General features: G+C 42.2%; 18 protein-coding genes and 1 tRNA gene. 11 read left to right on the top strand and 8 right to left on the bottom strand.

Annotation, left to right across the window (positions count from 1 at the left end; genetic code table 11):
- Window positions 1-180 precede the first annotated feature (180 nt).
- On the top strand, window positions 181-615 hold the full coding sequence (locus R7P80_RS09345; protein ID WP_053349193.1) for a globin: 435 nt from the start codon (window positions 181-183) through the stop codon (window positions 613-615).
- A gap of 41 nt (window positions 616-656) precedes the next feature.
- Here the strand turns inward: R7P80_RS09345 and R7P80_RS09340 are convergent, their stop codons facing one another.
- Entirely contained in the window at window positions 657-1439 is a 783-nt protein-coding gene (locus R7P80_RS09340) for a slipin family protein (RefSeq protein WP_225491571.1), read from the bottom strand.
- A 10-nt stretch (window positions 1440-1449) separates the two neighbouring features.
- Window positions 1450-2826 (bottom strand): NfeD family protein, encoded by a 1377-nt coding sequence (locus R7P80_RS09335; RefSeq protein WP_053307604.1) that lies wholly within the window; start codon window positions 2824-2826, stop codon window positions 1450-1452.
- A 498-nt stretch (window positions 2827-3324) separates the two neighbouring features.
- Here R7P80_RS09335 and R7P80_RS09330 point away from each other — a divergent pair, with 498 nt between their 5' ends.
- The 3 genes from R7P80_RS09330 (at window position 3325) to R7P80_RS09320 (ending at window position 7210) form a co-directional block, all read left to right on the top strand.
- Window positions 3325-4293, top strand: coding sequence for a cytochrome-c peroxidase (locus R7P80_RS09330; RefSeq protein ID WP_017820324.1), 969 nt, complete (start codon window positions 3325-3327; stop codon window positions 4291-4293).
- The gene (locus R7P80_RS09325; protein ID WP_225491572.1) at window positions 4286-6643 is read left to right on the top strand and encodes an ATP-binding protein; all 2358 of its coding nucleotides are present in this window, start codon (window positions 4286-4288) and stop codon (window positions 6641-6643) included. Before R7P80_RS09330 ends, R7P80_RS09325 begins: the two co-directional genes overlap by 8 nt.
- Before the next feature lie 99 nt (window positions 6644-6742).
- Window positions 6743-7210, top strand: coding sequence for an OsmC family protein (locus tag R7P80_RS09320; RefSeq protein WP_005373176.1), 468 nt, complete (start codon window positions 6743-6745; stop codon window positions 7208-7210).
- Window positions 7211-7286: 76 nt separating this feature from the next.
- Here the strand turns inward: R7P80_RS09320 and gdhA are convergent, their stop codons facing one another.
- Window positions 7287-8639, bottom strand: coding sequence for an NADP-specific glutamate dehydrogenase (gene gdhA / locus R7P80_RS09315; protein ID WP_017633658.1), 1353 nt, complete (start codon window positions 8637-8639; stop codon window positions 7287-7289).
- Window positions 8640-8944: 305 nt separating this feature from the next.
- Between gdhA and R7P80_RS09310 the strand changes: the two genes are divergently transcribed.
- Window positions 8945-9955, top strand: coding sequence for a DUF2804 domain-containing protein (locus R7P80_RS09310; protein ID WP_017633657.1), 1011 nt, complete (start codon window positions 8945-8947; stop codon window positions 9953-9955).
- Window positions 9956-9962: 7 nt separating this feature from the next.
- Window positions 9963-10820, top strand: a complete 858-nt coding sequence (locus tag R7P80_RS09305) for a sterol desaturase family protein (protein ID WP_053304739.1) — start codon at window positions 9963-9965, stop codon at window positions 10818-10820.
- 16 nt (window positions 10821-10836) lie between these two features.
- Here R7P80_RS09305 and R7P80_RS09300 read toward each other — a convergent pair.
- Window positions 10837-10911, bottom strand: a tRNA-Gly gene (locus R7P80_RS09300).
- 371 nt (window positions 10912-11282) lie between these two features.
- On the opposite strand from R7P80_RS09300, the gene R7P80_RS09295 reads away from it, so the two are divergent.
- The 3 genes from R7P80_RS09295 to R7P80_RS09285 all read left to right on the top strand — a co-directional run bounded on the left by R7P80_RS09295 (window position 11283) and on the right by R7P80_RS09285 (window position 13057).
- Window positions 11283-11801, top strand: a complete 519-nt coding sequence (locus R7P80_RS09295; RefSeq protein WP_053304498.1) for a DUF4136 domain-containing protein — start codon at window positions 11283-11285, stop codon at window positions 11799-11801.
- An 87-nt stretch (window positions 11802-11888) separates the two neighbouring features.
- Window positions 11889-12326, top strand: a complete 438-nt coding sequence (locus tag R7P80_RS09290; protein ID WP_318086621.1) for a hypothetical protein — start codon at window positions 11889-11891, stop codon at window positions 12324-12326.
- Window positions 12327-12376: 50 nt separating this feature from the next.
- Window positions 12377-13057, top strand: a complete 681-nt coding sequence (locus R7P80_RS09285) for a DedA family protein (protein WP_054577812.1) — start codon at window positions 12377-12379, stop codon at window positions 13055-13057.
- A gap of 125 nt (window positions 13058-13182) precedes the next feature.
- On the opposite strand, the gene R7P80_RS09280 is transcribed toward R7P80_RS09285, so the two are convergent.
- The 3 genes from R7P80_RS09280 to R7P80_RS09270 all read right to left on the bottom strand — a co-directional run bounded on the left by R7P80_RS09280 (window position 13183) and on the right by R7P80_RS09270 (window position 15019).
- The gene (locus tag R7P80_RS09280) at window positions 13183-13506 is read right to left on the bottom strand and encodes a hypothetical protein (protein ID WP_005373158.1); all 324 of its coding nucleotides are present in this window, start codon (window positions 13504-13506) and stop codon (window positions 13183-13185) included.
- Between the two features lie 86 nt (window positions 13507-13592).
- A complete protein-coding gene (locus R7P80_RS09275) occupies window positions 13593-14051 on the bottom strand; it encodes a hypothetical protein (protein WP_017633653.1) in 459 nt (152 codons plus the stop codon).
- A gap of 326 nt (window positions 14052-14377) precedes the next feature.
- Entirely contained in the window at window positions 14378-15019 is a 642-nt protein-coding gene (locus R7P80_RS09270) for a murein L,D-transpeptidase catalytic domain family protein (RefSeq protein ID WP_017633652.1), read from the bottom strand.
- Between the two features lie 863 nt (window positions 15020-15882).
- On the opposite strand from R7P80_RS09270, the gene R7P80_RS09265 reads away from it, so the two are divergent.
- Complete coding sequence (locus R7P80_RS09265) at window positions 15883-16458, top strand: imm11 family protein (RefSeq protein WP_171343171.1); 576 nt, start codon at window positions 15883-15885, stop codon at window positions 16456-16458.
- 139 nt (window positions 16459-16597) lie between these two features.
- Here the strand turns inward: R7P80_RS09265 and R7P80_RS09260 are convergent, their stop codons facing one another.
- Window positions 16598-18958 (bottom strand): EAL domain-containing protein, encoded by a 2361-nt coding sequence (locus R7P80_RS09260; protein WP_054574642.1) that lies wholly within the window; start codon window positions 18956-18958, stop codon window positions 16598-16600.
- 473 nt (window positions 18959-19431) lie between these two features.
- On the opposite strand from R7P80_RS09260, the gene rbsD reads away from it, so the two are divergent.
- Window positions 19432-19851: a D-ribose pyranase gene (gene rbsD, locus R7P80_RS09255; RefSeq protein WP_005382620.1), complete on the top strand. Its 420-nt coding sequence runs from the start codon at window positions 19432-19434 to the stop codon at window positions 19849-19851.
- The last annotated feature ends 12 nt before the right edge of the window (window positions 19852-19863 follow it).

Below are 19863 nucleotides of genomic sequence, written 5' to 3'. Positions count from 1 at the left end.
CGAATATGGGTTCATGATAATGGATATTTTTTCATTGATAAGAGGGTGTTTATTTAAATCACTTTTTACTTTTTGTTGAAAATCGATGTGAGTTGATCGATTTGAAACTTAAAAGTCCTTATTTGGAAGCTTTTATTTGATATTAAATTAAACTCATATTGAGGCGTAGGGGAAAGCAACATGAACGTGATTGAAGTTTTTAATGATAGCTATGAACGTTGTACTTCAGATCAGGAGTTTTTCGACTTGTTCTACAAAAATTTATGGTCGAAAAGCGCCAACTTTAGACAGAAGTTTGACGGTATAGACATGCACCAACAAGTGAGAATGCTTAGAGGGTCTATCGTATTTTTTATGATGGCAGATACCTCGACCGAAGCGCACAAAATGGTGGAAAAGTATGGGAAAAAGCATGCAAGTGCCGAAATTGGTATAGAGCCGCAGGATTTTGATGTTTGGCTTGAGAGTTTGTTAGAAACGGTTCGACAGTGTGATTCCGGGTACGATACCGATGTTGAAACCGCTTGGCGAACATGCTTTAAAACGGGCTTAGAAGTAATGAAACAAGAGTGTGATAAAGAAGATGGGCACATCCTTAAAGCGAGTTCCAAATAAGGAAGTAACGTGAGTGGTCGTTACTTCCTAGGGTCAGAACCTTACTTATCTTGTGTCTCTTTATTCTTTTTCACCGCTTCGGCGATATCACTGACAGCTTCGACAAGATTGATCGGCATTGGAAAAATAATAGTGGATGTTTTGTCTGTAGTGATTTCAGTGAGTGTCTGCATGTAACGTAATTGCAGTGCATTCGGTGCTTCGTTGAGCATTTGCGCTGCTTCTTTTAATTTATTTGAAGCCTCTAACTCACCAGTAGCGTGAATGATCTTCGCCCTACGGTTACGTTCTGCTTCTGCCTGACGGGCTAGGGCTCTGACCATGCTGTCATTTAAATCAACATGTTTGACTTCAACCGTAGCAATCTTGATTCCCCTGTCATCAGTTTGTTGATCGAGAATGGATTGTAAATCCTTATTGAGGCGTTCTCGCTCTGATAGCAATTCATCGAGTTCATGCTGACCCAATACCGAGCGCAGCGTGGTTTGTGCTAACTGACTGGTGGCATCGCTGTAGCTTTCAATATTGTTAATCGCCATTTGAGGATCGACTACGCGAAAATAAACGACCGCGTTGACGCGCACAGAAACGTTATCTTTGGTAATTAAATCTTGTGTCGGCACATCCAAAACGACAGTACGTAAATCAACCCTCACCATTTGCTGAATAAATGGGATAAGGATGATCAAACCAGGTCCTTTGACTTCTTGAAATCGACCAAGAAAGAACACAACCCCACGTTCGTATTCTCTCAAAACCTTGAACATTTGGGTCGCTAGTGCGAACAGCAGCACCACGATCACCGCAACGGTATAGAGCATCATAAAGCGCCTCCTATTTATTTTGGCGGTCATCAGGCATCACAGTTAAGGTCAGCCCTTTAACATTAACAATGGTGACGTGATCACCTTGTTTGAATTGTTGATGGTCTTTGGCTTTAGCTCGCCATAACGCACCGTTGAGTTGAACGCGTCCTTCGCCATCGATAAAGTCATCGCTTACCACGGCGACCTTCCCAGGGTAAGTCTCTAAACCCGTCGTTACACGCCGGCGACGAATTTTGAGCAGCAGGCCGACGGTCAGCACGATTAGAGCCACGGAAAATATGGCAATACCAAAAATCAAAGGAAGGGCGATCTGGAATCCTGGTAACTCACTGTCCATGAGAAATATCGAACCGAGTACAAAGGCGACAACGCCGCCTAAGCCCAAAATACCAAAGCTCGGGCTGAATGCTTCCGCTATCATTAGTGCAATACCGAGTAACAGCAGACCAAGACCTGCGTAGTTGACGGGCATCATTTGTAGTGCGTACATGGCAAGAAGCAGACAAATCCCACCTAGCACACCGGGTAAGCCAATTCCTGGGTTGTAAAATTCAAGAAGTAAACCGTAGATGCCGATGAGCATTAGAATGTAGGCAACGTTTGGATTGGTTATAACGGCTAGCATTTCTGCTCGCCAGTCGGGTGTTCTTTCAATCCATACGGGATTTTCCAGTGACAATGTCACATCACGATTGTTAACTTTAACAGTTTGTCCATCAATGGCTTTGACTAAATCCTCTGGTGAGTTGGCTATATAATCAATAACGTTTAATTCCAATGCCTCTGTGGCGTCCAAACTCGCTGCTTCGCTCACTGCTTTCTCTGCCCACTCTGCATTTCGGCCATGAAGCTTTGCTAAGCCTTTAATATAGGCTCTAGCATCATTAATCACCTTTTTCTCCATTGCGGTTTTCGCGGGAACTTTCTCTGAACCTTCGTTGGTTCCTTCTGGCGTTTCTTCCGCGTTTTGATCTTTGCCATCATCCGATGAAGGAGGTTGAGGCGTACCACCTAACGCGACGGGCGTTGCAGCTCCGAGGTTTGTCGCTTCAGCCATGGCGGCTACGTGACTAGCGAGCAAGATGTATGTTCCTGCACTGGCAGCTCTAGAACCAGATGGGCCGACCCAAGTTGCAATGGGAGTCGAGGAGGTGGTAATCGCGTGAATAATATCTCGCATTGCGCTATCTAAGCCGCCTGGTGTGTCCATCTCTAAGATCACTAAACTGACACCGTTTAGTTGAGCTTCTTCTATTTCACGAGATAAATAGTCGCTAGTAGCAGGCCCTATAGCGCCTTTGACAGGAACAATCCAAACGGTATTCGCCAGTGCTTGACTGGCAATCAAGAGTAAAGGTAAGAACCATATCCATAGTCGTTTCATGCAGTCCTCCTTGTGTGGTCACAGGGACTTTTTGAAATCCTAATTCAAGTATATCCAAATAACTTAGAGATGCTTGAGTATAGGTTCTAATGAATAAGTTCCCGAGGCTAATTAGGAGACTACATTTTTATATATAAACGCTGTGTGAGATAGTAAACTAAAGCAAATTATTGGTAATTGTGATGTTTATGTTTATTGTTCAGCGTTTGATTAAGTTGGCCGTTATCTGTGCCGTATTCTTTACTATTTTCGATCTGATCTCGTATGGAGAGGTGACTTGGTTTCAACGGTTTTTGGCTTTTCTACACTAAACTAAGATTTCAATACGTTAGCTACTCATAAGGCGATAGGTTTCTTCCTATTCGCCTTATTACTCCCTCTTCAACCAAAGCCTTAAACAAAGCAATACTTAACTCGTTTTTTCAACTTCCTGTCGGTGGAAAAAACGCCAAAATGCAACTAAGTTCATATCAATGATAAGTTTAAGGTATGTAGTTGATGAGGCAATTCAGCGCAATCGCACTAGCTGTTGTAACACTCATTTTGAGCCAAACAACAACCGCAAGAAACGCGAAGATGTTAGGTGATATCTCCCTAGTTCAGCCCATACAGGGTGATCCTAATGTGGATATTAAGCTAGCGAGAATTGGCTGGCATCTCTTCCGCGATCCTCAATTATCGTCAAATGGTAATGTCAGCTGCGCGACATGCCACAATCTGCAAACCAATGGCGCTGAAAATACACCTGTCTCTACGGGGGTGAAAGGTGATGGAATTAGAAATTCTATAACAGTGTTTAATGCAGCGTTAAATTATCGTTTTTTATGGGATGGTACGGAAAACACCTTGATGGCTCAGATTGATGGTCCAATCCATAATCCAATGGAAATGGATTCAAACTGGCAAACAATAGAGCAATATGTAAAAGAGAGTGAACATTATCAAGCTCTATTTAATCGTGACGGTGAATTGCCGATTAACGTTCATAATATCAAGTCCGCTATTGTGGAGTTTGTTGAAGGGCTGCAGACGCCTGGCGCACCATTCGATGCTTACTTATTGGGTTACACGCATGTACTGAGTGAACAGCAAATCAGAGGTTGGAAAACATTTCAGACTTCAGGTTGTGTGCAGTGTCATCAGGGCAAAAATATCGGCGGAGCGATGATCCAAAGGTTCGCCTATTTCAAGGATAAGCCAGTAGTAGAGGACTCGGGCAGGCAACTCGTTACGATAGAAGATGAAGAGCGATTCTATTTTAGAGTAGCCAGTTTACGCAATGTCGCGCTAACGAGTCCTTATTTTCATAATGGGCAAGTCGATAAGTTATCCGACGCGATACAAATCATGGCTAAAACCCAGCTCGGTATAACGATGAACGATGAGAATGTCGCGGACATTGAAGCATTCTTGCAGTCGTTGACAGCACCTAGACCCATAATTTTAGAGGTGTTGGAAAATGAATAAATTCAAACTGATCAACTTTTGCTTTTTTATTGGGATACTGACGTGCTGCACACTGGCGTATATGTCGTATATGAATTCAAAAAACGCTCAAGAATTTCATGCTGGGCTAATGAATATCGGACATGAGTTGATTGAAGAGCGTGATGTTATCGTGAACCGATATGCCGTTGAAGATAGGAAAAACTATGAGTTAACAACATCTTTAGTAGAGATAGAAATCGCAGTACAGGCACTGTTGGAATCATCAAAGGCATCAGTTTGGTTTCCCGTGACACCCAATCGTATAAAAGTTAGGGATACGCTTGAACAGTTTAAGGAGCGAGTGCTTCAAACAACGTTGAAGCTTGATATGTTAATTGGTGTTCAGGTAGAAAATCGGTATGCATTACTCATGTTGTTCAATTTATATCAGCAAGAGGTTTCTACCGAGAGCGGTCAATCTTTGGGTGGCAGTCGTTATTTTGAATTTCTCAACCAGTTGCTTCTAACACAAACTGAAGTTGAGAGTGAAAAGGAAGCGAACTTCCTTAAACGGCTTCAAACGAGTGATAAAAGAATTGAATTGCTGACGAATGAACTGCTTGATCACACTTATATTGAGTTTGTCGAAAGCTCAGAGCATCGGTTACTCAATATTGCTCAAAGTGAGGCGCGTTTTACGTGGTTGTTTGTATTTATCGCGGTGATGTTTCTAGTTAGCGCGTTTGTTTATCAGTCACATCACCGAATGCATAGCTTAAAACAGTTGAATCTTGAAATTGAAGAGGCGAGAAACAAAGCCGAGCGAGCGGCAAAAGCGAAATCAAATTTTCTTGCTGCAATGAGTCACGAACTAAGAACGCCGATGAATGGTGTACTAGGGCTTTCTCAAATGATTGCAGAAGAGACCAAAGAGCCGACGACGAAAGAGCACATTAGGGTTATTCTTGATTCTGGCCAGCATCTGATGACGATCCTCAACGATATTTTGGATTTTTCTAAAGTTGAAGAAAACAAACTGGAATTTGAGCAAGCTAAGTTTAAGCTCGATCAAGTGCTTTCTCCGGTGTGTAGCGCAATAAAACCACTTGTTGATGAAAAAAATATCGAGTTAATCTTGGAAAACGAGGTTTCTGAATATACTGAATTTACTGGAGATTGTGCGCGTTTACGACAGATCTTGTTTAATCTCGCCGGTAACGCGGTGAAGTTTACCAATGAAGGGCATGTGCTGGTTAGAACTGAGTTAGATGAATCGAATCAGTTGTTGGTCATGCGCGTGAGCGACACCGGTATTGGTATTGCGCCAGACAAGCACGAGCATATTTTTAACTCGTTTGAGCAAGCAGACTCATCAACGACTCGAAGGTTCGGCGGAACAGGGCTTGGGTTAGCCATCGTCAAAAAACTAACCGATTTGATGGGTGGCCATATTACTCTGAAGAGTATAGAAGGCGTTGGAAGTCAATTTATCGTTGAGTTGCCGATTCCTTGGGTAGAATCTGCTCCGAAAAAGCAGCAAGAAGCACCGAAACCTCGCGCAAAATCACACCATTTAAAGATACTACTTGCTGATGATAACCGTGTGAATGCCATTGTGGCAAAAGGGTTTTGCGAAAAGCTTGGGCATGAAGTGGAAGTTGCAGAAAATGGATTAATCGCGGTTAAAAAGGCGAAAGAGAACGAGTACGACCTGATCTTGATGGACAACCATATGCCCGAGATGAATGGCGTTGAGGCGACACGCGTTATCCGACAAGAGTTAGGTATCAAGACATTACTCTTTGCGTACACGGCAGACGTATTTCGTGAAGCTCACGATAGCTTTATCGAAGCAGGAGCAGACCATGTGCTTACGAAACCGCTACAGCATGAGAGCTTTTCAGACGCTCTCAAACAGTTTGCCGCCAGACTCGAACCGAAACAGAATCCGCCACTAACGAGTGACAGCAATGTGCTTCAATTGCAACGTAAGCCAATCGAGAACTTAAGGTTAACAGAGGAAGAACTCTCCCGTTCAGGCATGTTTACTTCTTTACGAGATGAGCCAGAAGCGCTCGACGAGTTGCTAAAAAGCATTATTGTCGATTTTGAGACTTCTGTTGATGAACTTATTGAATACTTTATGGCTGAAGACTTTGCTTCATTAGAGCTGACGTTGCACAAAACGAAAGGGATGGCACTGAACCTAAGTTTACCTATTTTGGCGAGCCAAACGGAGGCCCTGGAAACTCAACTTAAAGCCAACCAAAGTCCCGAGATTGAGCAGTTGCAGATGCTGATCAATCGGTTACAGGTCAACATCCATCAGTCTCATAGACTTTTGGATGATATCCAGAAGAACAATGCCGATCCTCAACAGATTTTATAGTCCCTGTGAGTGCGATGCTTTCCTTAACTCATTTTGTTGTGGTTTACTGTGGCAAGGACGGATAGTGTTGATTCGTCGTCGGAAAATCAGGGAGTTAGAATGAGTAAGCATTCCGCTTTAATCAAATGGCATCGTAAAGCTGGCGAAGAGTTTAGTGATAATAAGTATAGTAGGGCACACATTTGGCAATTTGATGGAGGGTTGCAAGTCCCAGCATCTCCATCTCCCCACGTAGTACCATTACCACTATCCGTAGAAGAAAATGTTGATCCAGAAGAAGCGTTTGTCGCGGCACTTTCTAGTTGTCATATGCTCGTTTTCTTGTCTATTGCAGCAAAGCGGCGTTACGTTGTGGACAGTTACTTAGATGAAGCGGTAGGGGAGCTTGAAAAAGGCGAAAACGGAAAAGAGTGGGTATCAAAGGTAACGTTAAACCCTAAGATAACATTCTCAGGTGAAAAACAACCGACACCATCTCAATTAGAAAAACTGCACCACATGGCCCATGAGAATTGCTTTATCGCCAACTCCGTTAAAACAGAAGTGACAACGCTTATTGCGAATTAAGTGGAGCTCTTTATCAAAAAGCGCGGCCTATTGCGGAGTTATATTAAGCCAGCAGTCATCCTGCTGGCTCGTTCATCTAGACGACACCTTGCTCAATCATTGCATCAGCGACTTTTCTAAAGCCTGCAATGTTGGCGCCTAAAACTAAATTTCCAGGTTGGCCAAACTCTTTACTGGTTTCGTTTGCATTGATGAAAATATTTTTCATGATGGTTTGCAACTGACTATCCACTTGTTCAAACGTCCAGTTTTGCATGCTGGCGTTTTGCGCCATTTCAAGTTGACTGGTTGCAACGCCGCCTGCATTGGCTGCTTTGGCAGGCCCATAAGCTATGTCCGAGTCCACGATAATATTGGCAGCATCACGGGTGGTTGGCATGTTCGCCCCTTCACTAATCAAAATACATCCGTTTTCGATAAGAGCCAGTGCGTCGTCTGACGTTAATTCATTTTGAGTCGCACAAGGGAAGGCAGCATCAGCCTGATATCGCCAAACAGCATGTCCTTCATTAGGATAGTCGCCCTCTGGTGTGTATTCTGCTTCAGGGTAAGTTTCTAAATATTCTTCTAAGCTTGCTCTTTTCACTTCTTTCAGTTGTTTTAGGAGCTTAAGATCAATACCGTGCTCATGATAGATCGTACCTCGAGAGTCGCTGCATGTAACCGGCGTTGCTCCCATATGGTACAGTTTTTCAATGGCGTAGATAGCCACGTTGCCAGCACCAGAAACGAGGCAAGTTTTCCCTTTCAATGAATCGTTGCGGTCGTTGAGCATGCATTCTGCAAAATAGACGGCGCCATATCCTGTCGCTTCTTTTCTGGCGAGTGATCCACCCCAAAGAAGACTCTTGCCTGTAAGCACACCTTCGTAGCGCCCCGTCAATCGTTTGTATTGACCAAACATATAGCCAATTTCGCGCGCCCCGACACCGATATCGCCTGCGGGAACATCGGTGGCAGGACCGATATGACGGTACAACTCGTTCATAAATGATTGGCAAAATCGCATGATCTCGCCGTCGGATTTTCCTTTAGGATCGAAGTTTGAACCGCCTTTGCCGCCACCGATAGGAAGGCCAGTCAGTGCGTTTTTAAAGATTTGCTCAAAGCCGAGAAATTTTATGATGCTCGCATTGACTGAGTGATGGAATCTCAATCCTCCTTTGTACGGCCCCAAAGCAGAGTTGAATTCAACTCGATAACCTTTGTTTACTTGTACATTTCCAGCATCATCAACCCAAGGAACTCGAAACATGATTTGACGTTCTGGCTCGACGATCCTCTGGATAATCGCTTGTTCCTTATATTTATTATTGCCTTCTATTACCGGCGCGAGAGAAGTTAATACTTCTTCTACCGCTTGGTAAAATTCTTTTTGCGCAGGGCTACTGTGTTGCAACGCAACAATAGTATCGTGTATGTATGACATAGATTTCTTCCTTGATGTGAATAAGCAATCAGTTTATATGAATGTATTTCCATTAAATAGTGATTTTGACCAAGATTCAATGGTTGTAGTGGTATTTCCTGCGGATGAGAATGTGCAGCTTATAACCCGGGCAGTGTTGGTTGAGATAGGTAGGGTGAGCTAAGTAAGCGGGTGGTTGAGTGATCAGTTTCACATATAACAAGCAGAAATCACTTTAGTCGATGTTGTTGTGCAGTTACGCAAATTGTTTATGTTAACGTCATGTTAAAGTTTTTGTGTGTGATAACTTGTGAAAAGACAACTATATGGATGAGCTTAAGGTTCTGAACTCGTTTATTCAGCAGAATGGTCTACCAGCGTTTGGCCACCTTGATGGAATTCCAACATCGTTACAGCTAGATAAATTTACTTACCTCGATGAGATGGATAAGCCAGTGTCTAAGTGGCGCCGTTACCGCGATTATAAGCAGTTTCAGTTCGTCAATTTGGTCACACCTGATTACGTCATTGGAGTAGCGATTGCGGATATACGGTATTTAGCATCCGGCTTTTGCTACCTGTTTGATATTAAAAAGAATAAGTTGATTGAGCAACAATGGTTGAAACCTTTTAATATAGGTTATCAAACTCAGCCTTCCAGTTGGTGCAGTCTTGCCCATCTTGCTAACAAAAGAGTTCAGTTTTCTATTAAGGATGGTATTTGGCACGTCCACTTTGTGACAGAGTCAGTCAATGCGGATCTCTATTTACGTCCAGAAAATATGAGTTTGCCATTAATGTTGTGTACGCCAACAGGTTATGCGGGTTGGACATATACTCAGAAGCACAATGCGTTAGCAGTAGACGGTAACTTGTTCATATTAGGAAAAGAGCAAGATCTATCAGAGGTGGCTGCTGGTTACGATTTTTCCGCTGGGTACATGCGACGAGAAACAAGTTGGCGCTGGGCAAGTATCAATTGCTTTGAGGATGACAGGCGTCTGGGGTTGAACTTGGCAGCTGGCGTTAATGAAACTGGCTATTGCGAAAATGTATTGTGGATTAATGGTCAGCGTCACTTTTTGCAACCTGTGCAGTTTCAGTTTTCACGAAGTGATGAAGGGCAAAAGTGGCATATTACGTCTGAAGATAAACGAGTTAACTTACAGTTCACGCCTTTGAATCGACGCTCAGAGAAGAAAAATTTTTGGCTTCTCAAAAGTAACTTTCGTCAGTACATCGGTTATTTCTCTGGCTATATTATCGATGGAAATGGCATCAAACATCAGTTAGAAGAAGTTATGGGTCTTACTGAAGATCACTATGCAAAATGGTAGAAACACAATGGATTGGACGCAGTTGATGGACCGCCCAGAATTACTTCTGATGATTCTGGCTCCAGTTTTCTTTTTCTGCATGCTTGCCGAATATTGGTTCGGACAAAGAAGGGGATGCTTGCCTGAAAGCGCGACGTATTACTTCCCTGAAGTAGCGTGTAATTTTGTTCTTGCGGGCTTACACCAAGCGACAGACATACTCACGGGTTTACTGATTGCTCAGTTGTATTTGTGGTGGTTCGATTGGCGTTTGTTTGATATCGAAATGAGCGTCTCAGCTTTTCTTTTACTTGTTGTCCTGCAAGATTTTTTCTATTACTGGTTTCATCGGGCTAGCCATCGTATTCGTTGGATGTGGGCCGCGCACGTTGTTCATCACAGTTCGGAAAGAATGAACTTCAGTACCGCCTTTCGTCAAAGTTTAATGTATCCGCTAGCGGGGATGTGGATTTTTTGGTTGCCCTTGGTGATTATTGGTTTTGAGCCAAAATGGGTTGTCTTCGTTGTGTTGTTTAATCTGGGCTTACAGTTTTTTGTTCACACCCAATCAATTCGTTCGCTCGGGCCACTAGAGTGGGTATTTAACACGCCGTCTCATCATCGCGTTCATCATGGTGTGAACCGTCAGTACATCGACAAAAATTATGCGGGTGTATTAATTATTTGGGATCGAATGTTCGGAACGTTTGAACCAGAGGTGGAAACGGTTCGGTATGGGGTTTCTAAACCTGTAAACAGCTTTAATCCCATCCGCGTGACGTTTGCAGAATGGAAAGACATGTTTTATGACGTAACTCGACCAAACTTATCATGGAAACAACGCTGCCGCCGTTTGTTCGCTCCGCCATCGGATTTTTATGAGTAAACTGAGATAAAGAGATTGGAGCGGGCAGCGGGAATCGAACCCGCATCATCAGCTTGGAAGGCTGAGGTAATAGCCATTATACGATGCCCGCGCATCGATAGGACTCGGTTAATATGCCACACTGGACGAAAAAGAAAAGTCTTTTCTCATCAAATGTTTGTCAGTTGCCTAAAAAAGTAGCGGACTGATGTTAAAGTGTTCATTGTCTCTGGTTTTTTGTGGCACTCGCGATTTCGTTACTAAGCCTAGAGGCTTCCAATTAGGTCGTAAACACCGAATTCTTAGGTGTTTAGATGTTGATGATATTCAAGATTTTCTGTGTAAAGGTTAATCTCGTTTATTGAACAGTCACGTTTCATGGTCAAGACTAGATATTGAAATGATTACTTTTTACTGTTGATGCGTATGTATAACACAGGGTAATTCTGCTGAAACAGTCAGCTTAACCAAAGGAGATTTAACATGATGAGAGGTTTGATATTAGGGCTGGTGGTGATGCTGGTATCTGCTTGTACTACCGTTACAACCGATGTAGATAAACAAGCCGACTTTTCAGCTTACAGAACGTTTGACTTCGGTGCTCAGGCGGAAGCTCCTACCAGTATTGATGGTCGACGTATTGAGCAAGGGCTTGCTGAACAGCTTGAGGGTAAGGGTTTAAATAAGGTAAATAGTGGCGGTGACCTTTACGTACATCATGATATCGTAGAAGAATCCGAGCTTGTTTCTTCAGGATCGTCGGTGAGCTTTGGCTATGGCTGGAATAGCTTTGGTGTGATCACTTCAAGCCCAGAAAGATATAAAGAACGTAAGTATGGGAAGTTGGTGGTTGAACTGGTTGATGCAAAGGCTAATCAAGTCGTTTGGAAAGGCGTTTCAAGTCGTAAACTGTCTGAGTCAATGAGCTCTGAGAAAAGAGAATCTCTCATCCAAGAAGAAATCGCGAAGATGTTTGAAAGCTACCCTTACGGTGAAAAATAATTAGTATTCTTAACGATTAAGAATACTAATTGCCAATAGTTACGCACAGGGTTAAAAGAACTTATCATTTTGGTTCTGGTTACCTTTGTGCGTACGACTCTGATTGCTTTACTCGGACTACTTTTCTGCTTGTTGGCTCCGAGCATGAGCCTTGCGCACTCACACCCAAATTTTCTTTCCGTTCATAACCAGAATATCGCTGTTGACGCTAAGTCGAAGCACTTTTCAGAACATCCCATCTCTTCAATACAACAAGACTTTCCGAGTTTAAACAGCCGGAATGTATTGAGGGTTAGCCATGCTAAGGAAATGAGCTCGAACGACGATGTAGAACCCGAATGGTTTGAAATGCTTGATGTAACATGGTGGGCGCATCGTTCGGAAATTTACTCGATGAAGCGGCTAAAACGCATCGGTAATGAGGCTTTAGATTGTTGTATTGAATGTATTTTTACTCACTCTAAATACAGAATAGGCGTGAGAAAAGAATCGAATTTCATATACCGCTTTATACATGCTCGCTAACACATTCCATGTTTTTGCAACTTTTGGTTAATTATGCTTAGGAGCGGTTTATGTTTGATTCGATCATTCAGGTCTTGAGTGCTTTTTGGCATCAAGATTTCACGGCGTTAATGGCGCCAGGCAGTGCAGGTTTGGTTTATTTTGTTGTTGCTGTGAGTATCTTTTTGGAAAGTGGTTTTATTCCTGCTGCACCTTTCCCATGCGACAGTGTCGTCGTATTATCCGGTACGCTGGCGGCGGTTGGCGTCCTTGACCCAATTATGATCATGTTGGTGATAGCTGTTAGTGCGGGGTTGGGAAGTTGGGCGGCTTATTTACAAGGCAAGTGGCTAAATCGCTTACCTAAGGTTCAAGGCTGGGTGAGTGCGGTTCCTCAAAAGCGTTTGGAACAAGTCGACGTATTACTCAGTAAACATGGATTGGTTGCGCTTTTGTGCGCGCGGTTTATTCCGGTTGTTCGTTCCCTATTGCCATTAATGATGGGGTTGCGAGTGAAACGTATTAGTAAATTCCATTACTTTGCGTGGCTGAGTGCGATTTTATGGACGCTGATATTATGCGGTTTTGGTTCATTACTTCCTTTGCTACCAGAAAATATGAGCAAAGCAATCACAATGCTATTAATGGCGGCACCAATAATTACTCTTGTGATTGGAGTGCTTAGTTTCTTGTTTGTTAAAGCACGTCGAGCGACCTGTAAACCCAAGGATGTGTCAGAGTTTTCCCAATAAGTTTACTTTGATTTGCACTTTTAAGCTTGTATGCAGATTAGACCTCTAATCGACAGGTTTTTGTCAGTAAAAAGAAAGGCGCATACATTGCGCCTTTCTTTTTGAGTGTCGTTAGGGTTTCGAATTTAATAGCCAATGCTATATAGGTATTCGCCAACTTCTTTGCACTGAGACTTGTAGATGTTCTCTACTTCAGACTCATTCTTATCTGCTGCTTTAAATTCAAGTTCGGCAGACGATAGCTGGTCAAAGCTGTAGTCTCTCTCAGACATTAAGTAGTGTCTGAACATCGCTCTGTGTTCCGGAACTGCAATACGTGCGTTAGAAACGTTGGCACACTCTAACAGAGTGTCGTTACTCATTTCTTCTGGCTTAGTTTCTGTGTTTGCTAAGGTTGAGCCCGCTGCAAATAGTAATGCTAGTGCGATGGTTGTAGCGATTCTTGTCATTATATGGACCTCAAATTGGTTCTAGTAACAATGAGCATATTGGTTCTTATCGTTACATTTTCGTGTTCTCTGTATGTCATAAAAAGTTAAACAACAGAGAAGGCGTTGCGACCATGAGTAAAGACGTACATTAAGTTCGCTTCCTTTCTTCCTGAGAGGCGATAAAGAGAGCGTTGACTCATGAGTCCGCCATAACTGTCTAGAGGTAAGCGAGATGCTTGTTTTGCCAACTCCAGTAGTGGTGGAGAAGAGAAAGCAATAAGTAAAAAATAATCAGGAGTAAAATCTGATGATAAAACGCCATCAGTAGCTGATGTTCGGCGACAGGAGACAAGCCCGAACAACTCGCGCTTTATATGTAGGTAGTAACTTTCTGAACCCCAAGAGCTCAGAGAAGCTGAGGCATGAAAATCAGTGTGTGCTAGCTCAAAATCGTCCTGTTGAGAGAGTTTAAGTAGGCGCTCGGAAGTGTAATGTTTGGTGTGGTGCCACTCATGCGCATATGAAGCTGTGATGAGCCCTGAGAGCAGGGACAAAGAAAGCATCAATAATATACGGTGTAGATAACGCAAGAAGTAACCCTAAACATATAAAGCCACAGTTACCCACCATGATTAAGGAATCTTAGTGGAACTATGATAACGATGAAAGCCAGTGTCTGATCAACTCAGCGTATACTAACGAGATGGAAGGGGGATGAACAGAGTTTTCTGATCGCACTTAGGTATATCAGCGAATAACACAATAATTTTCGCTTTCGAGTAAGCGAAAATGGAAAGAGAGTCGTTGCACAGGACGATTAAGCTAACAGGATTATTACTAGGGAAGAAATAGAATCTTCTTTTTCTTCCCCATATGTGTCGCATCGATATTATGCGCTTGCGTAAATAACGCTGCCGCCTTTTATGGTGTCAATGATCTCGCGAGACAACTTCTCTGGCAAAGCAGGGCAACCCCAACTGCGTCCGAGGTATCCATTCTTCTTGATGAAGGAAGGGTTTGCGTAATCGGCACCGTGCACGACAATGTAACGCTCGCGAGCTTTGTCGTTTAATCCAGAGCTTAGCCCATCTAATCGAAGTGAATAGCCATTTGAGCCGTAGTAAGTGGTATCAGTCAAAAAAGTGCCCAATGATGTTTTTCGCGAGTTCACGACATTTGAAAACTGTGTCGCTGTTTTCTTTCCGCTGTTCACGCCGTGAGAAACATACGTATTGTAGATTAGCTTCTTTTTATCTAAATCCACCACATAAAAACGCTTTTCAGTTGATGGTTTACTATAGTCGATGATCGTTAGTACCGACTTCTTTCTATCGGGTGTCTTCTGATAAGCGATGTAAGCGTCACTGAACAACTTAAAGTCTACTATGCCATCTAGCTTGGCTTGTTTAAACACATGTTCAACTTGCTTTGGTCGTAAATGATCCCTGGGTTCGTTATCTGATTGTTTTGCAAAAGCAAAAGGTGATACAGACAACAGCGCACATGTAAATAATATAATTAATTTTTTCATCTTGGCTAAATAAAACTCTATGGTGTTACAAATTTACCGATTGCTTCATGCATTCGTTAAAACAACATGCACATCAATATAATTCTATTCCCAATGTTTCTTATTGCACGCTTAGGTGCTTGATATTGGGTTGACGATAAGTTTTCGAGTTAAAAACTAACTGATTGAAACTTATATAAAATATGAAGTTTAACGATGGTTTCTATAAACTTCGGCGTAAATAATATCTGATATATGTAATTAATAAAACTGTGTTTAAGGATATTTGTGAAGTTGCTAATTTATAAAAACGGCGTTTTATTTTTCGTACTTTAGAAACTCTTTTTATTTCAATGTGTTTTCTTTTTCTACACTTTATCCAATACCTCAAAAGTTTGTGACTTAACTCGTAACAAATCGTAACGCCGAATCGTTATGTGTATAAGTGCATTTATAATGTATGAATAAACAACAGGGTGGTAAGAAAAGGCAGTAAAACAGCGGTGAATCGGTTGTTTTTAATTCACGATTGACAAAGCTAAGTCTAAGTCGTTCAAAAATTGAACTTGTGAATGTATCATTTAAGTGAGGGTGATGAGCTCAACAAAAGTGAAGTGACGCGTGCTACTGTTTATTTTCTAATTTATTCGATTACATAAGGAAGGGTACATAGTAAAAATTGAAAAAATAATTCTATCGTGTGGATTAAAATATATAAATAATAAAACTTCGAAATTAAAAGATAAGAACGCCAGATCTTAATTCATTAAATTTTTGAACATGAAAGTAAACTCTATCTATTATGCTTGGTTTGGTTTGGTTTGGTTTGGTGTGAAAGCGCTCATCTCATTAAGAAAAGCGCTAGAATTTATTTAAGGACGGTTATGACAGCATTTAATAAAGTGTTTATTGTCTCTCCCAATGTTAATGATTTTGCAATGTTGCAAGAGTCGCCATTGGAAATGTCTCTTCAAGTAACGGCAAGCAAACCTATCCAACTCTATGGAGAGTCTGTTAAAGCCAGTTGGAAAAGTATTGATATTGAATGGTTAGACGTTATGGGTGAAAAGCCATTGCCCAGGCCTGATATTGCAGCATGGGGATCTTTTACTCTTGCTGTATCCGCTTCTATTGCGGATAAGCTCGATGTGTTGAGCGAGAATGTCGAATTTTTACCATTAAATCTACAAGGAAAGCCTTGGCGAGCATTAAACATTGTCACTCAAATTGATGCCATTGATACCTCTGCTACCGAGTATAATCTTCGTCATGGTAAGCTAAGTCGTGCTAGACCGTTTAAGAAACTCGTTTTGAATAGAGAAGCCGTTAATGAATCTGACTTGTTCAGAGTAAAAGGTGCTGGGCTCAGAACGTTTTGCACGGACAAAAAAGGTGGCTTGTACGATAGCGTCAAAGCGCTGAATTTGACCGGTTTGGATTTCAAGGAAGTGCTGGTTTAAAAACGAATAAATAGTGATTTACTCAACTAAAGTCATAGATATAGGTATGGGGGAACAAAAGCTGAGCATCTATCAATGAAGCTCATATACAGCTAAATACAGCCGCCACAGTTGTGACTGCTGTATGTCTCCCCTTAACTTATGTTCTTGAAACCCTAATTGAGCTGACCATGGACGCATCAAATCGACTGTCATCATTTGCCGATTGCCACCACAAGCTCAATTGTTCTTTAGTCATTGGTTTGCCAAATAAATAGCCTTGCATATAGTCGCAGCGGTATGCCGATAGCCATTCATGCATCATATTGTGTTCAATACCTTCTGCTGTAACCGTTTTATTTTGGGCATGGCATAGCTCAATAATAGGTTTGATCACATGGCCGTTGTTGGTGTTCATCAATGTAACGAGGAACTCTCGATCAAATTTGATTTTTTGAACCGGATACTGAACGAGCTGAGTTAACGATGTGTAACCAGAACCAAAGTCATCAATTGCAAGACGGTAGCCACGTTTTGATAGCTCATCAAGTAGAGCCGTGCCTTGTTGTTCTGCGGCAAAGGTTTCGGTTATTTCTATCTCAATACATTCTGGTTTAACACTGTGCAGTGTCGCTTGTTCATGGATGTAGTTTGCCATTTCTATCGAGTTTAGCTCTGCTGATGAAAGATTGACCGAAAGAACAATATCCTTACCGAAAATATTCCTTAATTGATGGTATTCCGCCGTTGCATTGGCGAAAACCCAGCGGTCAATTTTATCAAATAATCCGGCTTGCTCTGCAATTGGAATAAACTCCTTTGGAGGGATAGGGCCGATACCTTCGGCTTCCCAGCGCAACAAGACTTCTAACCCCTCAATTTCGTTGCTTCGATTGTTCATATAGGGTTGAAAAACAAGGTGAAACTCTTCCTCTACATTGCTTTTTCGGAGCGCACGTTCAAGTTGACTTCGTCTTTGAGACTCAATATTGAGAGCGGCTGAATAATAGGCGTATTGATTTTTCCCTGCCCGTTTTGCTTGATACATAGCCGCATCGGCACTGGAGAGTAACTTTGCGATGTCAGTACCGTCTTGAGGATATTGTGCAATACCTACGCTTGCCGTAACGGGAAATGAATTACTCCAAGATGAACTGAGATTACTAATCGGTTTTAGCAGCTCTGATGCAAGCAAATCAGGTAAGCGTTTTACCTCTTGATTTGAGCTCAGCAAAATTGCAAATTCGTCACCAGACAACCTGGCGGCAAAGCAGGGGCTGTTGTAATCGTGCGAGAACTTTTGACAGGCATTCTTGATGTGTGATGAGAACACTTTTAATAAGTTATCTCCCAATTCATGCCCGTATTTATCATTCACGTATTTAAAGTTATCAAGATCGACGTAAACAACCCACAGAAACTGCGAAGGGGAGATAAGTTCACGAGTGGCAAGCTCATGAAAACGATGGCGATTGGCGAGTTGCGTCAGGTGATCCGTTTCAGCTAGGCGTTTTGTCTTTTTATAGATGACATTAAGTTCCTCATACATATCAAAAAAGCGTGCAGAGAGGCGTCCTATTTCATCGTTTGTTTCTAGCTTTTCAATATTGTCACGTTGATTAGATTCAAGTTCGTTCAGCTGCTTATCAAGGCGAGAAACAGGGCGCAACACATAGCGGTACAACACCAAAATGATTAATGTGATGGTGAAAAACGCCGCTACGCCAAAGGAGAAAGCAAGTTCTAGCCACACTTTATCGACTTTATTCCACATTAAATATTCGGCAGGAGAAAGCACGGCATAAAAGTGCGGCAGCAGCTCAATGGTTTGAGCGAGAGGAATATCAAGATAAATGGGTTTGTCGGCGAAAGTAATCACGCTGTGTGTGTCAAACTCGATGTCATGCTTAATCTCGTTAAAGGCTTCAAGTGATACGGAAACTACCACAAAAAACACATTTTTCGAGTCAAAGCTCAAAGGGTGAGTCCCCGTTCTTTTGTCGACGACCTCATATTGAAGAAGAATGCTTTGTCCACTGGAGTTATAAATAAAGCCAGTGTGACTGAAAGCCTCTCTCTCATTGAAACTTCGTGATATGTACTCTAACACCTTTGGGTCGACCACACCTGATGATTCGTAATATTTGTTTTCTGTGTAATAGAGAAGGTTTTGTTTGCCGTCGAGGATCGCCATGCTCGCATCGCCTTTGTAACCATGGCTTAATACTTCAGCGGTCTCGTCTAATCGATTAAACAAGACTCGCTCACGATAGGGGTTGTTATGATTAACCAAATAGTCTTGTAATACATCACTTTTACTGAGCGTATAGGCATAGCTATTAAGAAAAATATTCGCTTGTCGAAACTGCCCGGCGAGCTTTTCCATCTGCAACTGAATATAGCTGTCTTCCCGCTTGATGAGCGTCACTTTTTGAATGCTATAAATAATATAGCTAGATACTAACGCGCTTAATAAGATCACTGGCGCGACAAGCAAAATGACTCTATTGCTTAACTTCATTATGGTTCTTAGTTTCCGTTTGTGTCCCTACAAACGTCGCGTACCAGGTAAGGTACTGAACGGATGATGTGTTTTGGCAAATTGTAACCAGATTGTAAGGTGAGCGTTCTCCAAAATCAGGCAGCTATCTAAGAATTGTGATGACGTGAAAGGTTTCGAGCTTATTAACTAGAGGTTTTCTCAGTAGTTGGACGTCTCTTTTCCTTCCTCCTTGTATAAAACCTAACCGTAATGATAGGAAAATACCGTCATCGAAACGTTTCGATTGTAAAGTGTGACTCAAGTGCGCTTTTCCTATTCAATGACAATTGAATTACAGATCATTCTCACACCTTATCGATCTCACACTGGTCAAATTGCGATGACGAATTATTATTTCATCGAAACGTTTCGATGAGTTTTCTGTTAATAACGAAAACACTTTAAAACAGGCGCTCATGGTTGTATGAACGTGTAACCGAAAGGTCGATGAGATGAAAAAAAGTACCCTAATTAACTCAGATATTTCTTACTTGGTGGCGACGCTAGGCCACACCGACGAGATCACGATATGTGATGCTGGTCTACCAATCCCAGAGCATGTTCAGCGAATCGATTTGGCGCTAACGCATGGGGTACCAAGTTTTCTTGATACTGTTCGCGTAATTCTATCTGAGTCCCAAATCGAAGGGGTCATCATTGCGGAAGAGTTCTCTGATGCAAGCCCAGTTTTGCATGAAGCGTTGCTCAACGAACTGAGCAAAGAGAGTGAAGAGACGGGCAAATCTATTGAGGTGAGCTACGTGTCACATGAAGCGTTTAAAGCACGCACGGCCCAAAGTCGCGCTATCGTAAGAACCGGCGAATGCTCGCCATATGCGAACGTTATTTTCCAAGCGGGCGTGGTTTTTTAAGCCAGAGATATT

Origin of the sequence: Vibrio sp. 2092 (assembly GCF_033339635.1) — a bacterium.
In the GTDB taxonomy this organism is placed as follows: Bacteria; Pseudomonadota; Gammaproteobacteria; order Enterobacterales; family Vibrionaceae; genus Vibrio; species Vibrio alginolyticus.
The sequence above is the reverse complement of the archived record's forward strand: the minus strand, read 5'-3'. Positions and strand labels throughout refer to the sequence as shown.

Excerpts from the sequence above, each read along its gene's own strand:
- R7P80_RS09285 (WP_054577812.1), top strand. The coding sequence starts at position 12,377 with ATGTTTGATTCGATCATTCAGGTCTTGAGTGCTTTTTGGCATCAAGAT.
- R7P80_RS09345 (WP_053349193.1), top strand. The coding sequence starts at position 181 with ATGAACGTGATTGAAGTTTTTAATGATAGCTATGAACGTTGTACTTCA.
- R7P80_RS09325 (WP_225491572.1), top strand. The coding sequence starts at position 4,286 with ATGAATAAATTCAAACTGATCAACTTTTGCTTTTTTATTGGGATACTG.
- R7P80_RS09265 (WP_171343171.1), top strand. The coding sequence starts at position 15,883 with ATGACAGCATTTAATAAAGTGTTTATTGTCTCTCCCAATGTTAATGAT.
- R7P80_RS09295 (WP_053304498.1), top strand. The coding sequence starts at position 11,283 with ATGATGAGAGGTTTGATATTAGGGCTGGTGGTGATGCTGGTATCTGCT.
- R7P80_RS09305 (WP_053304739.1), top strand. The coding sequence starts at position 9,963 with ATGGATTGGACGCAGTTGATGGACCGCCCAGAATTACTTCTGATGATT.
- R7P80_RS09260 (WP_054574642.1), bottom strand. The coding sequence starts at position 18,958 with ATGAAGTTAAGCAATAGAGTCATTTTGCTTGTCGCGCCAGTGATCTTA.
- gdhA (WP_017633658.1), bottom strand. The coding sequence starts at position 8,639 with ATGTCATACATACACGATACTATTGTTGCGTTGCAACACAGTAGCCCT.
- R7P80_RS09340 (WP_225491571.1), bottom strand. The coding sequence starts at position 1,439 with ATGATGCTCTATACCGTTGCGGTGATCGTGGTGCTGCTGTTCGCACTA.
- rbsD (WP_005382620.1), top strand. The coding sequence starts at position 19,432 with ATGAAAAAAAGTACCCTAATTAACTCAGATATTTCTTACTTGGTGGCG.
- R7P80_RS09335 (WP_053307604.1), bottom strand. The coding sequence starts at position 2,826 with ATGAAACGACTATGGATATGGTTCTTACCTTTACTCTTGATTGCCAGT.
- R7P80_RS09280 (WP_005373158.1), bottom strand. The coding sequence starts at position 13,506 with ATGACAAGAATCGCTACAACCATCGCACTAGCATTACTATTTGCAGCG.
- R7P80_RS09270 (WP_017633652.1), bottom strand. The coding sequence starts at position 15,019 with ATGAAAAAATTAATTATATTATTTACATGTGCGCTGTTGTCTGTATCA.
- R7P80_RS09310 (WP_017633657.1), top strand. The coding sequence starts at position 8,945 with ATGGATGAGCTTAAGGTTCTGAACTCGTTTATTCAGCAGAATGGTCTA.
- R7P80_RS09320 (WP_005373176.1), top strand. The coding sequence starts at position 6,743 with ATGAGTAAGCATTCCGCTTTAATCAAATGGCATCGTAAAGCTGGCGAA.
- R7P80_RS09275 (WP_017633653.1), bottom strand. The coding sequence starts at position 14,051 with ATGCTTTCTTTGTCCCTGCTCTCAGGGCTCATCACAGCTTCATATGCG.
- R7P80_RS09330 (WP_017820324.1), top strand. The coding sequence starts at position 3,325 with ATGAGGCAATTCAGCGCAATCGCACTAGCTGTTGTAACACTCATTTTG.